Raw genomic sequence first — 15,927 nt, 5'->3', positions numbered from 1 at the left:
ACAAGATCCGAACGATGACCCGCAGGTCCTACGGATTCCACACACCCGAAGCCGCACTCGCCCTGATCATGCTCGCCTGCGGACCCGTCAGAATCGAGCTCCCATACCAGAGATAACGGAACCCACATCTCTGTCAGGAGAGCCCGAAAAAGGGCTCCTAACAACCTGTCTCACAAAACCATACGGCCGCAGGTTGCAGGCTCCATTATCGTAAAGGTATGAGTTCCGGCCCGAGTGTGCGCCTCGTTTTGCCGCATCAGCTCTTCGACGAACATCTCCAAGCGGCTGGCGACACCGTGTTCGTGCTCATCGAGCATGACCTGCTCTTTCGCCAGTACGCTTTCCATTCCCACAAGCTGGTCCTGCATCGCGCTTCGATGTCCCGCTTCGCGCGTCGCCTGCGCGGGCACGGCTACGAGGTTGAAATCCTCAGCAGCGATGGTGACCATAGCTCCCACGATCAGCTAGCCGAATTCGTTCGAAACCGCGGCCCAATGCAGGTGACCTGGTTCGACGTGGTCGATGACTGGCTCGAGCAGGATCTGTTCGCAGGGCTCGCCGACGGCGGCTATCGGATGCTCGAGAAAGACGTGCTGGAGACGCCGAACTTCCTCACCGACCGCGAGCAGATCGCTGACTGGTTTTCACACAACGCCCCCCGCATGCACGACTTTTATATATGGCAACGCCGTCGGCTCAACGTTCTTCTCGACGACGGCGGACCCCTCGGCGGGAAGTGGTCCTTCGATGCCGAAAACCGCCGGAAGCTTCCCCGCGGGTACACTCCCCGGACCGTGGGCCGGTTCGCGCGCCATCCCGTCCTTCAGCGCGAGGGGGCCTTCAATATCGAAGCACTGCTGGAGGATACCGACGAGGTCGGTGACGAGGCATGTGACGAGGCATGTCACGAGGTCGACCTTGCGATCGCCTGGGTCATCGCCGAGTTCCCGGACGCACCGGGTGACCCCCACCTCTTCGCCTGGCCTACAAATGCCGACGAAGCCCGTGAGCATTTGCAGGAGTTCGTACGCGAACGCCTGAACGACTTCGGACCCTACGAGGACGCGATCTCCGCTGCGCATCCGTTCATCGCCCACAGCCTGCTGACTCCCGGTCTGAACATCGGACTGCTCAACCCGCGAGAAGTCCTGCGGACAATACTCGACGGTGCCGGTCACAACACCCCGCTCGCCTCCGTAGAGGGGTTCGTGCGGCAGGTGATCGGCTGGCGGGAATACATGCGCGCCACCTACCGGACCCGCGGCCGTCAGATGCGCACCTCCAACCGGCTCCACCACCGGAACGCACTCGGGGACGGCTGGTGGGATGCCACCACCGGATTGGAGCCCGTGGACCTGGTGATCTCCCGCGTGCTCGCCACCGGGTATGCCCACCACATCGAGCGGCTGATGGTGCTCGGCAACGCAATGTCCCTGCTGCGGATCCATCCCGATGCGGTCTACGAATGGTTCATGGAGCTGTTCATCGACGCGTACGACTGGGTGATGGTCCCCAACGTCTACGCGATGAGCCAGTTCGCTGCGGGGGAGGAGATCACCACAAAGCCCTACGTATCGGGCAGCAACTATCTGCGGAAGATGTCAGACCTCCCTGCGGGACAGTGGATGCCCGATTGGGATGGTCTGTACTGGACTTTCATCGAGGACCACCGCGCGGTCCTCGAAGTAAACCCGCGCATGCGTATGGTCCTCTCCCAGCTCGAAAAGATGGACCCCAACACGCGGCGCGAGCATCGACGCCGCGCTGGGGCGCTGCTCGACGTCGGGCATGATGCGACACCGCTGTTGCGAACGACGCCGGCGGGCTGACAACATCACGGGCCAAGCTCAGGTGACTCAGCTCCGGAACTGTGTTGATTTCCGCTTCGACGTGTGAGCGCTCGATGACCTCGTCGCAGATGTCGGCTTGGAACGCTGCTCGAATGTTGCAGCTCGATAACAAACTTTACAGCCGGTCAACTTTCCTCGCGCCTGCCGAACTTTGGGTTTACGCTTCTTCCCATGTGAGACGCACCACACTGCCACTGGGGGAGTGTGCACGTCTGTCCGGTGCCTTTGGCCCCGGTCTCACCCACACCACAGAAACAAGGAGGCGGAATGCGATTCGGTCGTATTTCCAAAGCAGTGGGCGTGGCAGCAGCAGCTGCCTTGGCCCTTAGCGCCTGCGCCGGCAACAGCGGCGGGTCAACCCCGACGACTGCTGCGGCAGGCGGCCAGCAGGGCGGCTCTGCCGCCGTTGCCGAAACCAATGGTTTCAGCAGCTTCAATCCAGTGACCGCTGACGGCAACTCAGACGTCAACGGTCATATCGCCTACGCCACCCACTCAAGCTTCATCTACATCGACGACAAACTGAACATCGTCAAGAACGAGAAGTTCGGCAAGTACGAGAAGATCTCGGACGATCCGCTGACCGTCAAATACACAGTCAATGAAGGCGTCAAATGGTCAGATGGAACACAGGTGAGCGCCGCCGATCTGCTCCTCTCCTGGGCATCCGGCTCCGCATACTACGATGATGCCGATTCCGAGGCCAAGACCGGCACCACCTACTTCAAGACGGCGGCCGACACCTCCGGCCTCAACCTCACGGACTTCCCCGAGCTGGGTTCCGACGGACGGAGCCTGACGCTGAAATACTCCAAGCCCTATGCCGACTGGGAACTGGCGTATAGCTTCCCCGGCAACGGCGGGGTCGACACGCCCGCCCACGTGGTGGCAAAGCAGGCGGGCCTGAAAGACGCACAGGCGCTGGTCGATCTGTTCAAGGGACTCAAGCGCGGTGACAGCAAGTCACCGCGGCCGGCGGACGCCGCACTGAAGGCCGTGGGTGATTTCTGGAGCACCGGGTTCGAGTCGAAGACGCTGCCGAGCGATCCGGGCCTGTACCTCTCCAACGGTCCGTACATTATCAAGTCGGTGGTGCCGGAACAGTCCGTGACACTGGTCCGGAACAAGGACTACAACTGGGGCCCGATCCCCAAGCTGGACGAGATCGTGGTCCGGACAATCGGCGCCGCGCCGGCCCAGGTCCAGGCCCTCAAGAACGGCGAAGTGGACATCATTAACCCGCAGGCCTCGGCGGACACCGTGGACCAGCTCAAGGCCCTCAGCGGCGTCAATCTGCTCCTGGGCAACCAGCTCTCCTACGATCACCTTGACCTGAACTTCTCGGGCCCGCTGGCGGAGAAGAGCGTCCGGGAGGCCTTCCTGAAGACTGTTCCCCGCAAGGACATCGTGGACAAGATCATCAAGAAGATCGATCCCAACGCCAAGCCGCTTGATTCGCAGATCTTCGTGCCTGCCCAGGCTGCGTACGCTGATTCGGCCGCAAAGAACGGGTCCTCGATGTACCAGGCTGTCGATATCGACGGTGCCAAGAAGCTCCTCAACGGCGCCACCCCTGAGATCCGCATCATGTACAACAAGGACAACCCCAACCGGGTCGATGCCTACTCACTCATCCGCGAGTCCGCCACCAAAGCCGGTTTCAAGATCGTCGACGGCGGCCTGGGGAAAGCGGACTGGAGCTCAAGCCTGGGCGACGGATCCTACGACGCCACGATCTTCGGCTGGATCAACTCGGGTGTCGGTGTCTCCGGCGTCCCGCAGATCTTCAAGACCGGCGGCGGGTCGAATTACAACGGCTTCTCCGACGCAGACGCGGACAAGGCAATGGATGAGCTGATCGTCACGACGGACAAGGCCAAGCAGGATGAGCTCCAGACCAAGGTCGACGCGGCCATCTGGAAGTCCGCCTACGGTGCTCCGCTGTTCCAGTCTCCGGATGTCAAGGCATCCTCTGACCAGATCAGCGGCGTGACGTCAATGCCGAACCAGACCGGCGTCTGGTGGAACGTCTGGGACTGGTCCCGGAAGTGATCCGACGCTGAGCGAGCGCATCGCCTAGCGGGAGGCGCCGGGGCCAGGAACCATGGCCCCGGCGCCTTCTGACAACCCACCGGTACCTTGCCGGCTCCGCGGGCGTGACACGTCCGTGGAGCCGGCGCGATTCTGCGATAGGCCCGGCCTGACCCCGGACCTGGATCCCGAGGCTTATTCATCATGGTGACCTATATCGTCAGGCGGCTCGTCACAGCCGCGCTCATCCTCCTGGGAGCTTCCTTTCTCGTCTATCTCCTGACAGCGTCGTCAGGGGACCCGCTGGCCGATTTGCGCGCCCTCAACTCGCCCAACAAACAGCAGCTGATGAACGCCCGCACAGAGCTCCTGGACCTTAACACCCCTGCGCCGGTGCGGTACTTCAAGTGGCTTGCCGGGGCCGCACAGTGCCTCGTTCCGTTCGCCGGCTCGTGTGACCTGGGACAGAACATTTCCGGACAACCGGTCACCGAAGCGCTGGGCATCGCGCTGGTCCAGACACTGACGCTCGTCACCACGGCCACTATCCTGGCCATCCTGATCGGTATCACCCTGGGCATCGTCACGGCCCTCCGGCAGTACAGCGCCTTGGACTACGGGGTCACGTTCATGGCCTTCCTCTTCTTCTCCCTCCCGATCTTCTGGGTTGCGGTGCTGCTGAAGGAGTATGGGGCCATCGGATTCAACGACTTCCTGCGGAAGCCGGAGATACCCATCCCGACGGCGCTGGGGGTGGGCGCGGCCGCCGGGCTGCTCGTCGCGGTGGCCTTGGGCGGCCAGCTCAAACGACGCTTCATCACGGGCAGCACGGTTTTTGCCGCCGTCGCGCTCGTCCTGGTCTATCTGTCCGCCACAGAGTGGTTCAAGACCCCGGGCCTGGGCCCGGTCGTGATTGCGATCGCCGGAGCCGGCATCGCCGTCGCCGTAACGGTGCTCGTCTCGGGTCTGCGGAACCGACGGGCCCTGCAGTCAGCACTCATCGTGGTGGGGCTAGGCGTGATCGCCTACTTCGCCGTGCAGCCCCTGCTGAACGAGGCCACAGCCCTCATGATCGCCCTGCTGGGGATCGCTGCCGTCCTGGTCGGCGTCGGCGTCGGGTACTTCATGGGCGGTTACGACCGCGGACAGTCGATGCGGGCTGCGGGTATCACCGCCTTCCTTGTGGGCGGACTCGTCGTGATGGACCGCTACATGCAGGCGTGGCCCACATACTTCAACAACAGCCGAGTGCGGGGGCGTCCGATAGCGACGATCGGCGCCGGCACCCCCAATATCGAGGGAGACTACTGGGTGCTGGGCACGGACACTTTCACCCATCTGCTCTTGCCGACCGTGGCACTGATCCTCGTGTCGCTGGCGAGTTACACGCGGTTCACCCGGTCCTCGATGCTTGAAATTATGAACATGGACTATATCCGCACCGCACGGGCCAAGGGTCTCTCCGAACGGTCGGTCATCATGGGGCACGCGTTCCGCAACGCACTGATCCCGATCGCCACGATTGTCGCTTTCGACATCGGCGCACTGATAGGCGGCGCCGTCATCACAGAGAGCGTGTTCTCCGTCCGGGGGATGGGCTTCCTGTTTCTGGACGGAATCACCCGCATTGACCCGAACCCGGTCATGGGCGTCTTTCTCTGCGTCGCCGTCACCGCCATGGTCTTCAACTTGATTGCGGATCTGGCGTATTCCGCACTGGATCCGCGCGTAAGGATAAAAGCATGAGCCAGCCGACCCAAGAGGATGACATCCTGGCGCAGAAGGCCCTACGGGACCCGGGTACAAGATCGCCCGAGCACGAATCGGCAGGACTCAGCCAGGGCCAGATCGTCCGGAAACGGTTCTTCGGGCACACCGGTGCGCTGATCGGACTGGCCGTCTTTGCGCTCATCTTCATTGTGGCTTTCACCTCCGTCGGGGTGGCGGGGATACCCGGCTGGTGGAAGTACAACCATCTGGACGTTTCCCCGCTGGTGAACGACGGCGGGCCGACGGCGGGTCTCTGGCCACCGGCGTGGGGGGAACATCCCTTCGGGCAGGACCGGATCGGCCGTGACCTGTTTGCCATGACGATGCGCGGGGCGCAGCAATCCATCACCATCATGGTCCTGATTGGCGCCATTGCCGGGATTCTGGGTGCCGTGATCGGCGGCCTCGCTGGCTACTTCCGGGGTTGGGTAGAAGCGGTGCTGATGCGGATCACGGATGTCATTATCATCATCCCCGTCCTGCTGCTCGCCGCTGTCGTTGCACAGACTGCCGGGCGCCGGGATGAGGGGAGTTTGTTTTCCGCCTTCGCGAACGCCAACGGGATAGTCGTTCTGGGCGTCTTCCTCGGACTCGTCAGCTGGGTGGGTCTGGCGCGGCTGGTCCGTGGCGAGTTCCTGACCCTGCGCGAGCGCGAGTTCGTCGATGCGGCCAGGATATCCGGGGCGTCCAACGGGAGGATCATTTTCAAACACATCCTGCCCAACGCCGTCGGGGTGCTGATCGTGAACGTCACGCTGACCATGTCGGCCGCGATCCTGCTGGAGACCGCCTTGAGCTACCTCGGCGTCGGCGTCAAATCGCCGGACACGTCCCTGGGGCTGCTCATCTCACAGAACCAGGAGGCCTTCGCCACCAGGCCGTGGCTGTTCTGGTTCCCGGGCCTGTTCATCGTGTTGATCTGCCTGAGCATCAACTTCATCGGCGACGGTCTGCGCGATGCCTTCGATCCGCGGCAGCGGAAGTTCAATGCCAAGAAAGCCGCTGGCACCGGCGGGCAGCCCCTTGCCGTGGCACCCGTCACAGCGTTCGACGAAACCAAGAGAGACTAGATGCCCGCCCCCCGCTGTGCCGAAGCTGCCGCCGGCCTAACCGGCGATGGCCCAGTAACTGGCCGCCAGCAGCAGTACGACGGCGCCGGCCGCCGCCCAGCGGACGGTCACTTTGACCGCCGTCGTGGCGGCCTCGCCGGCGACAAGCCCGCCGCTTTCCACCAGATACTGCCAGCGGGCGCGCACCAGCCGGGCTGCCTGGCCGGAGTCGGTGGACGTCAGGTCCCCGGGACGGACGGATTCGCCGGGGCCGTAGGTGGTCGCCGGCAGGCCGCGGAGGTCTTCCGGGCGGGCATTGCGGCCGCCCCAGATTCCGGGCGCCGGTGCGGCCCAGGACGTGTAGCTCTTCTCCGCCGTGATCAGCGTCAGAGCGAAGCGAGTATCCACATGCACCAGGGCCGCCCACGGCACCCGGATGGACCGGAACGGGTTCTCCAGGCTGACACCGTCGCCATGGACCACGACGGCGGGCATCCAGAACAGCTGCCAGCCCAGGAAAGCGATCAGCAGCAGCGGCGCCGCGCCGGCCAGTGCCCCGGGGCCCGCCGTCACTGCGGTCACTGCCAGGCCGAACCCGGCGACCGCCCAGGACAGCCAGGCGAACCATTTGTTGGTGCGGGCCTTGAAGATTTCAACGTTACCGGCGTGCGGCGCAGAGCTCATGCCCCTAATAATTCAGTACTCCGAGCCGCAGCACCAATCCCCGGTGACCCGGCGGCCCGGGCGGAAGGAAAGCCCCATCATGACTGACTTCATCACCCTCGATCCGGCCGTCACCCCTGAACCCGGCAAAGGTGAACCCGTCCTGGTGGTCCGTGACCTCAGCGTCGACTTCGGCGTGGACAAGAAGTGGGTTCCGGCCGCGATCGGGCTGAACTACGAGGTGCGGGCCGGTGAAGTGCTGGCCATCGTGGGGGAGTCCGGCTCGGGCAAAAGCGCCAGTTCGATGGCGCTCCTGGGCCTGCTGCCCAGCAACAGCCGCGTGACGGGAAGTGTCAAGCTGGCCGGCAAGGAGCTGCTGGGCACGAACGAGGCAAACATCCGGGCCGTCCGCGGCAAGGACGTTGCGGTGATCTTCCAGGAGCCCATGACGGCCCTGAACCCGGTGTACACCGTGGGTGCGCAGATCGTGGAGACCGTGCGGCTGCACAGCGAAGTCTCCCCTGCGGACGCCCGGCTGCGGGCCCTGCGGATGCTGGAACTGGTGGAGCTGCCGGACCCCGAAATGGCATTCCGGTCCTACCCGCACCAGCTCTCCGGCGGCCAGCGCCAGCGGGCCATGATCGCCCAGTCGCTGTCCTGCGATCCCAAGCTGCTGATCGCCGACGAGCCCACCACCGCCCTCGACGTGACCGTCCAGGCCGAAATCCTGGACCTCATGCGGAACCTGCGGAACAAGCTGGACAGCGCCATCGTGCTGATCACCCACGACATGGGCGTGGTGGCGGACCTCGCGGACCGGATCGCCGTGATGCGCCGGGGCCTGATCGTGGAAACCGGCACGGCCGCGGAGATCTTCCACAACCCGCAGCACGAATACACCAAGGCCCTCCTCGCCGCCGTGCCGCACCTGGGGCAGGGCGGGGCTGATTCCGCCGAAGAAGTGGACGTCACGGCCGCCCTCGCCGCCGCGACCAACATCGAGATCTCCGTCATCCCGGAAGAGGAACTGGTCCGGCGCGAGCGCGCGAACGCCGCGGCGCTCGCTGCCGTGGAAACCGCCGGGCCCCAGGGCCAGCCCGTCCTCGAGCTGAAGGACGTGGCGATTGAATACCCTAAGCAGGGCCGGGTGCCGGCGTTCCGTGCCGTGGAAGGCGCCAACCTGGTGATCTACCCGGGCCAGGTTGTGGGGCTGGTAGGGGAGTCCGGCTCCGGTAAGACCACCATCGGCCGGGCCGCCGTCGGGCTGCTGCCCGTCGCCGCCGGCACCATGAGGGTGGTGGGCCAGGACATTTCCGCCGCGAAGAGGAACGGCCGGCAGCTCCATGAGATGCGCCGCCACGTCGGCATGGTGTTCCAGGACCCGTCGTCGTCGCTGAACCCCAGGCTGCCGATCGGCGAAAGCATCGGCGAGCCGATGTTCCTTGCGAAGGTGGCAAAGGGCGCCGAGCTGCAGAAGCGGATCGAGGCGCTGCTGGACCAGGTGGAGCTCCCGCGCGATTACCGCAACCGCTACCCGCATGAACTCTCCGGCGGACAGAAGCAACGCGTCGGAATCGCCCGGGCACTCTCGCTCAAGCCGAAACTGATGGTGGCCGACGAGCCCACCTCCGCACTGGACGTTTCCGTGCAGGCGAAGGTGCTGGACCTCTTCCAGAACCTGCAGAAGGAGCTCGGGTTCGCCTGCCTCTTCGTCACCCACGACCTCGCCGTCGTCGATGTGCTGGCCGACCGGATCTGCGTGATGCAGCGCGGCCGGATCGTGGAGCAGGGGACCCGGAACCAGATCCTCCGCAACCCCCAGGAGCCGTACACCCAGCGGCTTCTCGCTGCTGTTCCGCTGCCGGACCCTGACAAACAGCGGGAACGGCGCGAGCTCCGGGCGCAGCTCCTCGCCGCCGAAACGAGTTAATCGGCAGTAACCGCGATCACGTTGGCGCGAATATTACCAGCCTCGGCCGTGTGCTTTGCGACCTGCCGTGGATGGGGCCGGGGGCCGTGCTTTCCCCGGGTCACGGTTTGGCAACAGAGTTCCACCATCCGGACACTCTGGGGTTAGGGTAGTTCCATATGTCGCCCACGTCACAGGATATCCCTGTGCCTGGGCCACGGGGAAGCACACGTTTTTCCCTGCCGAACTCCCACAACTCATAGGAGGCGGAATGCGTTTTTCGCGCACTTCCAAAGCACTGGGCATAGTGGCTATCGCCGCTCTCGCCCTGACCGGATGCGGTGCCGGAGGCGGCACCACCAACGGTGCCAGCCAGGCTGCCGGCGACCCCAACAAGGTCATCACCGCGTACAGCAACGAACCGCAGAATCCCCTGATGCCCGCCAATACCAACGAAGTGTACGGCGGCCGCGTCGTTGAGCTCCTCTTTGAGGGCCTGCGCAGCTACGACCCCAGCGGCAAATCTGTCGATGCCCTGGCCGAGTCCATCGATTCACCGGACGGCCAGAGTTACACGATCAAGGTCAAAAAGGGCGCAAAGTTCACCAATGGCGAGGAAGTCACCGCCAAGAGCTTCGTTGATGCCTGGAACTTTGCCGCGCTGAGCACCAACGCCCAGGGCAACAGCAGCTTCTTCGAGTCCGTGGAAGGCTACGACGCCGTCAGCGCCACCACGAAGCAGATGGGAGCGGACGGCAAGGAAACTGAGGTCCCCGCCCCGACCGCCCAGACACTCTCCGGCGTGGTCCTGAAGGACGACTCCACCATCACCGTCAAGCTGACGCAGCCGGAAGCCGACTGGCCGCTGCGCCTGGGCTACTCGGCCTTCATGCCGCTGCCTGCCGACGCGATCAAGGATCCGAAGAAATTCGGCGAAAACCCGATCGGCAACGGCCCCTACAAGATGGAAAAGGAAGGCGCCTGGCAGCACGACAGCCAGATCGCCCTGGTCAAGAACGCCGACTACAAGGGTCCCCGCGAAGCCAAGAACGGCGGCGTGACCTTCAAGTTCTACACCGACCCGGCCCCGGCCTACACGGACATCCAGGCCAATAACCTGGACGTGACGGACGTTCTGCCCACCAACGCCCTGAAGACCTACACCACGGACTTCCCGGAGAATCACCTGAACAAGCCGTATGCCGGCAACGCCACCCTGAACATCCCGGGCTACCTGCCGGAGTTCCAGGGCGAAGCGGGCAAGCTGCGCCGCCAGGCCCTCTCCATGGCCATCAACCGCGAGGAAATCACCAAGGTCATCTTTTCCGGCACCCGTATCCCGGCCAAGGACTTCACCTCCCCGGCGGTTGACGGCTACAACGACAACGTCGCCGGCTCGGATGTCCTGAAGTTCGACGCTGCCAAGGCCAAGGACCTGTGGACCAAGGCCGACGCCATGAGCCCGTGGCCTGCAGACAAGATCCTGCAGCTTGCCTACAACACCGACGGCGGCAACAAGGAATGGATCGACGCCGTCGCCAACAACTTCAAGAACAACCTGGGACTCAAGGCCGAAGGCCAGCCCTTCGCCAAGTTCGCCGAAATCCTGAAGCTGCGCACCGCCAAGACCCTGCCGGGCCTGACCCGGGCCGGCTGGCAGGCCGACTACCCGTCGCTCTACAACTTCCTGGGCCCGCTCCTGAAGTCCGGGGCCAGCGCCAACTACGAGGGCTACACGAACCCCGAGTTCGACAAGCTCCTCACCGAAGGCCTGGGCGCCAAGTCCACGGACGACGCCAACAAGAAGTTCACCCAGGCCCAGGAGATCCTGTTCAAGGATCTCCCCAACCTGCCGCTGTGGTACCAGGCGCGCCAGGCTGTCTGGAGCCAGAACGTCAGCAACGTTGATTCCGGCTGGAACGGCGTTCTCCAGTACTGGGCCATCACGGCCAAGTAGTCCTTCGTAGAACCCATCCACGTCACTAAGCTATTGGGGGTCCGGCCTGGCCGGGCCCCCAATAGCCTTGAAACCGGCAGGAAAGCTGTCCCATGATTCCCCTCAGTTCCTTCAACGCACCCGAGGCAATGCTGTGATCCAGTACATCCTCCGGCGCCTGCTGCAGGTCATTCCGGTCTTCCTCGGAACCACCCTGCTCGTCTACTTCATGGTCTTTGCCCTCCCGGGCGATCCCATCAGGGCGCTCTTCGGCGACCGCCCGCCGAGCGATGCGATCATCGCCCAGCTCCGTCAGCAGTACAACCTGGATCAGCCGTTCTGGGTACAGTACGGGCTGTTCCTCAAGAACCTCTTCACCTTCAACCTCGGCGTCGACTTCACCGGCCAGCCGATCGGAGCCACCCTGGCCCGCATCTTCCCGGTCACGGCGATGCTCGCCATTGAAGCCCTCGTCATCCAGGCCGTCTTCGGAATCGGCTTCGGGCTCATCTCCGGCCTCCGGAAGGGCGGCATCTTCGACAGCACTGTCCTCGTGCTCTCGCTCGTCGTGATCGCCATCCCCACCTTCGTGCTCGGCTTCGCGCTCCAGTTGCTGATCGGTGTCCAGCTGGGCTGGGCCAAACCGACGGTCGGCTCCAACGTCGACTGGGGGACCTTGCTGCTCCCCGCGACCGTGCTGGGCCTGGTGTCTTTCGCCTACGTGCTGCGCCTGACCCGCGCGTCCGTCATCGAAAACATGAACGCCGACTACGTCCGCACCGCCACGGCCAAGGGCCTGTCACGCCGCAAGGTGGTAACCACCCACGTCCTGCGGAACTCGCTGATCCCGGTGGTCACCTATCTCGGTGCGAGCTTGGGCGGCCTGATGGGCGGCGCAATCGTGACCGAAGGCATCTTCAATGTCCCCGGCGTCGGCCAGAAGCTGTATCAGGCCATTCTTCGAAGCGAAGGCCCCACCGTGGTCGCCATTGTGAGCGTGCTGGTGCTGGTCTTCGTTGCCGCCAACCTATTGGTCGATCTGCTGTACGCCTGGCTTGACCCGAGGATCCGCTATGAAAACTAACCGCCACATCGAGCACTTCGTTGCCCCCATCGAGGAGACCCCTCTGCTGGCAACCGACGCCGTCAAAGCAGACCAGGCCCCGTTGAGCCTCTGGGCAGACGCCTGGCTCAAGCTCCGCCGTCGTCCGCTCTTCATCATCTCCGCAGTGATGATCGCCCTGATCGTCTTCGTGGCCATCTTCCCGGGGCTCTTCACCCAGGTCGCGCCGGACAACGGCTGCGAGCTGTCAAACTCCAACGGCGGGCCCTCCGCCGGACACCCGCTGGGCTTCACTTTCCAGGGCTGCGACATCTACTCGCGCATCATCCACGGCACCCAGGCGTCGCTGATGGTGGGCGTGTTCTCGGTGATCTGCGTGCTGATCATCGGTGTGACCTTCGGGGCTCTGGCGGGTTTCTATGGCGGCTGGGTGGATACGGTCATCGCCCGGCTCGGCGACATCTTCTTCGCCCTGCCCCTCATCCTCGGTGCCCTGGTCATCACCCAGCTTCCGCTGATGCGTGAAAACCGCGGCGTCTGGACCGTGGTCATGGTCATTGTGGTGCTCGGCTGGCCACAGATGGCGCGCATCACCCGCGGCGCCGTCATTGAGGTGCGGAACGCGGACTTCGTCACGGCCGCGCGCTCGCTCGGTGTTTCCCGGCTCGGCTCGCTGGTCCGCCACGTGCTCCCGAACGCGCTGGCACCGATCATCGTGCTTTCCACCATGGAACTCGGCGTCTTCATCGTTGCCGAAGCCACCCTGTCCTTCCTCGGCATCGGCATGCCCGGTTCCGTCATGTCCTGGGGTAACGACATTTCCGCGGCCCAGTCGTCCATCCGCACCAACCCGGCCGTGCTGCTCTACCCGGCGACAGCCCTGTCCATCACCGTGTTGAGCTTCATCATGCTGGGCGATGCCCTGCGCGATGCCCTCGATCCGAAAAGCCGTCAGCGATGAAGGAGGCAAACATGACGACTTCCGACGTCACGATTCACGAAGCCGGAACCCTGGCCGGCCGGCCCCTGCTGGAAATCCGCGATCTCGCGATCTCCTTCACCACCGGCAGCGGTGAGGTCCAGGCCGTGCGCAACGCACACCTGACTATCATGCCCGGCGAAACCGTCGCCATCGTGGGCGAGTCCGGATCCGGCAAGTCGACGACGGCGCTGGCCGCCATCGGCCTGCTGCCGGGCAACGGCCGCGTCGCTAGCGGGCAGATCCTGCTCGACGGCGAGGACATCGCGCACGCCTCGGAGAAGCGCATGATCGAACTCCGCGGCAACACCATCGGCATGGTCCCGCAGGACCCGATGTCCAACCTGAACCCGGTCTGGAAGATCGGTCACCAGGTCATGGAGACGCTCAAGGCCAACGGTAGGCCCAGCGGCCCGGAGGATGTTGCCAAGGTCCTGGCGGAAGCCGGACTTCCGGACGCCGCCCGGCGGGCCAAGCAGTACCCGCACGAGTTCTCCGGCGGCATGCGCCAGCGTGCCCTGATCGCGATCGGCCTGTCCTGCCAGCCGCGGCTGCTCATCGCCGATGAGCCCACCTCGGCCCTGGACGTCACCGTGCAGCGCCAGATCCTGGACCACCTGGAGAAAATGACCTCGGAGCTGGGCACCGCGGTGCTGCTGATCACCCACGACCTCGGCCTCGCCGCCGAGCGCGCGGACAAGGTGGTGGTGATGTACCGCGGACAAGTGGTGGAAGCCGGTCCGTCCCTGGAACTCCTGCAGAACCCGCAGCACCCCTACACCCAGCGGTTGGTGGCCTCGGCGCCGTCGCTCGCTTCACGCCGTATCACGGTAGCCAAAGAACTTGGGGTGGAATCGGACGAACTGCTCGCCCCGAGCGGGGCTGTTGCGGCAGAGCCCGCACTGCCGGACGAGGTGCTAAAGATCGAGAACCTGAGCAAGGTCTTCAAGCTGCGCTCCGGGTTCGGGCGGGCGACGGACTTCACCGCCGTCGACGATGTTTCCTTCAGTGTTAAGCGGGGAACGACGACGGCGATCGTGGGGGAATCCGGTTCCGGCAAGTCCACGGTGGCCCAGATGGTGCTGAACCTGCTTGAGCCGACCTCCGGCAAGATCATCTTCGACGGCGTGGATACCGCCACGCTGAATAAAAAAGAGATCTTCGCCTTCCGACGCCGGGTGCAGCCGATCTTCCAGGACCCGTACGGTTCCCTGGATCCGATGTACAACATTTTCCGGACCATCGAGGAGCCGCTGCGGACCCACAAGATCGGCGACAAGGCCAGCCGCGAGAAGAAGGTCCGCGAACTGCTGGACCAGGTGTCCCTGCCGCAGTCCACCATGCGGCGGTACCCGAACGAACTCTCGGGTGGCCAGCGCCAGCGCGTCGCGATCGCGCGGGCCCTGGCCCTGGACCCCGAAGTGATCATCTGTGACGAGGCCGTCTCCGCCCTCGATGTGCTGGTGCAGGCCCAGGTGCTGAACCTGCTCGCCGAACTGCAGTCCCGGCTGGGCCTGACCTATCTGTTCATCACCCACGACCTGGCAGTGGTGCGGCAGATCGCCGACCACGTCTGTGTTATGGAGCACGGCAAACTGGTCGAGACCGGATCCACCGACGAGGTCTTCGACGCGCCGCAGCAGGACTACACCAAGGCGCTGCTCAACGCCATCCCGGGTGCACGCCTCATGCTGCCCCCGGAAGTTGCCTGAGCGTCGCTGATCGCACCGAAGCCGGTGTCCGCCCTTTGCTTTGGGGGCGGGCACCGGCTTCCTGCGTTGGGGTGACTACTGGCCGTTACCAAGCCCGGGCGGCTGGGCGTGCAGCCCGAGCTGCCTGAACTTCTCGCCCAGCACGGCGCCGAGCTCCTGATGGCCCTCGGTGCTGAGGTGAACGCCGTCGGCCGCGAACTGACCCAGCCGGTACTTGGACATCCAGTCCCCGACGCTGACGAACGGTATCGCGTTGTGAGCCGCGACTCGGCCCAGCAGGGCGTCCACCTCGGTGCGGCGGCCGCCGCCCTGATCCGCACCGAGGGCCAGGGTGCCGATCATGGCCAGCGTGGTCCCGGGGTAGCGCTGTTTCAGGGCGGCAATCAAGCGGTCAGCATTGTCCGCGATCTGCTGATCGCTGGCGCCGACGGCGGCGTCGTTACCGCCGCCCTGGATCACCACCAGCGGAGGTGAGCCGTAAGGCAGCCGCCAGTCGCCGCGCTGCAGGGCCTCGGGGTAGTTGCCGGTCCGGTCGTTTCCGGCCACGAAACCAGTCCCGCCGGCGCCGGCGAAGAAGACGTCATATCCCATCGCCGTCAGCGCTTCGCGGGGCCAGCCCACGGCGGGTTCGGATTGCGAGTCGCCAATCAGCAGCGCAGTCTGGCGAATATTTGCCACCACCACCTCTTCGCGGCCGTTCGCCGGATTCGTCACGATGGAGCACGGCGGCAGTTTGGCGGGATCTGTTTCGGTCCGGTCGCCGTCGGGCGGTGGCGGCCGGACCGTCTGCACCGGGCATACGTCGGGGTTGTAGTCGGTGGACGGGCCACACCCGGCCAGCAGGATGCCAGTGGCGATCATGGGTGCGACGAGGCGGAGCCGGGCCGAGGCGTTGCGCATGAATCTCTCCGAGCTGACTTGCTGCTGTCTCAGTAATGATGGGGCACGGACCTGCGGAAAACCAG

At 64.6% G+C, this 15,927-nt stretch carries 11 protein-coding genes; 9 read left to right on the top strand and 2 right to left on the bottom strand.

What is annotated here, in order from left to right; all coding sequences use genetic code 11:
- Nucleotides 1-218 precede the first annotated feature (218 nt).
- From RCH07_RS02000 to RCH07_RS01985, 4 genes are all read left to right on the top strand, one after another.
- Nucleotides 219-1,829 (top strand): cryptochrome/photolyase family protein, encoded by a 1,611-nt coding sequence (locus RCH07_RS02000; protein WP_326965785.1) that lies wholly within the window; start codon nucleotides 219-221, stop codon nucleotides 1,827-1,829.
- 288 nt (nucleotides 1,830-2,117) lie between these two features.
- Nucleotides 2,118-3,902, top strand: a complete 1,785-nt coding sequence (locus tag RCH07_RS01995; protein ID WP_326965784.1) for an ABC transporter family substrate-binding protein — start codon at nucleotides 2,118-2,120, stop codon at nucleotides 3,900-3,902.
- A 183-nt stretch (nucleotides 3,903-4,085) separates the two neighbouring features.
- The gene (locus RCH07_RS01990; protein ID WP_326965783.1) at nucleotides 4,086-5,627 is read left to right on the top strand and encodes an ABC transporter permease; all 1,542 of its coding nucleotides are present in this window, start codon (nucleotides 4,086-4,088) and stop codon (nucleotides 5,625-5,627) included.
- Nucleotides 5,624-6,721, top strand: a complete 1,098-nt coding sequence (locus tag RCH07_RS01985; RefSeq protein ID WP_326965782.1) for an ABC transporter permease — start codon at nucleotides 5,624-5,626, stop codon at nucleotides 6,719-6,721. The genes RCH07_RS01990 and RCH07_RS01985 overlap by 4 nt, the downstream gene beginning before the upstream one ends.
- A gap of 36 nt (nucleotides 6,722-6,757) precedes the next feature.
- Here the strand turns inward: RCH07_RS01985 and RCH07_RS01980 are convergent, their stop codons facing one another.
- On the bottom strand, nucleotides 6,758-7,384 hold the full coding sequence (locus RCH07_RS01980) for a PH domain-containing protein (RefSeq protein WP_326965781.1): 627 nt from the start codon (nucleotides 7,382-7,384) through the stop codon (nucleotides 6,758-6,760).
- A 79-nt stretch (nucleotides 7,385-7,463) separates the two neighbouring features.
- Between RCH07_RS01980 and RCH07_RS01975 the strand changes: the two genes are divergently transcribed.
- From RCH07_RS01975 to RCH07_RS01955, 5 genes are all read left to right on the top strand, one after another.
- Complete coding sequence (locus RCH07_RS01975) at nucleotides 7,464-9,293, top strand: ABC transporter ATP-binding protein (RefSeq protein ID WP_326965780.1); 1,830 nt, start codon at nucleotides 7,464-7,466, stop codon at nucleotides 9,291-9,293.
- A gap of 250 nt (nucleotides 9,294-9,543) precedes the next feature.
- Nucleotides 9,544-11,229 (top strand): peptide ABC transporter substrate-binding protein, encoded by a 1,686-nt coding sequence (locus RCH07_RS01970; RefSeq protein ID WP_326965779.1) that lies wholly within the window; start codon nucleotides 9,544-9,546, stop codon nucleotides 11,227-11,229.
- Nucleotides 11,230-11,362: 133 nt separating this feature from the next.
- Nucleotides 11,363-12,292, top strand: coding sequence for an ABC transporter permease (locus RCH07_RS01965; RefSeq protein ID WP_326965778.1), 930 nt, complete (start codon nucleotides 11,363-11,365; stop codon nucleotides 12,290-12,292).
- Nucleotides 12,282-13,232, top strand: a complete 951-nt coding sequence (locus RCH07_RS01960; RefSeq protein ID WP_326965777.1) for an ABC transporter permease — start codon at nucleotides 12,282-12,284, stop codon at nucleotides 13,230-13,232. Before RCH07_RS01965 ends, RCH07_RS01960 begins: the two co-directional genes overlap by 11 nt.
- Before the next feature lie 11 nt (nucleotides 13,233-13,243).
- Entirely contained in the window at nucleotides 13,244-14,962 is a 1,719-nt protein-coding gene (locus RCH07_RS01955) for an ABC transporter ATP-binding protein (protein WP_326965776.1), read from the top strand.
- 75 nt (nucleotides 14,963-15,037) lie between these two features.
- Here RCH07_RS01955 and RCH07_RS01950 read toward each other — a convergent pair whose 3' ends face one another.
- Nucleotides 15,038-15,862 carry an SGNH/GDSL hydrolase family protein gene (locus RCH07_RS01950; RefSeq protein ID WP_326965775.1) on the bottom strand — a complete coding sequence of 275 codons (825 nt, stop codon included), beginning with the start codon at nucleotides 15,860-15,862 and terminating at the stop codon, nucleotides 15,038-15,040.
- Nucleotides 15,863-15,927 lie beyond the last annotated feature (65 nt).

Source organism: Arthrobacter sp. CG_A4, assembly GCF_035985125.1.
In the GTDB taxonomy this organism is placed as follows: domain Bacteria; phylum Actinomycetota; class Actinomycetes; order Actinomycetales; family Micrococcaceae; genus Arthrobacter.
Note: the sequence above shows the minus strand (reverse complement) of the source record. Positions and strands in the feature narration are given on the sequence as shown.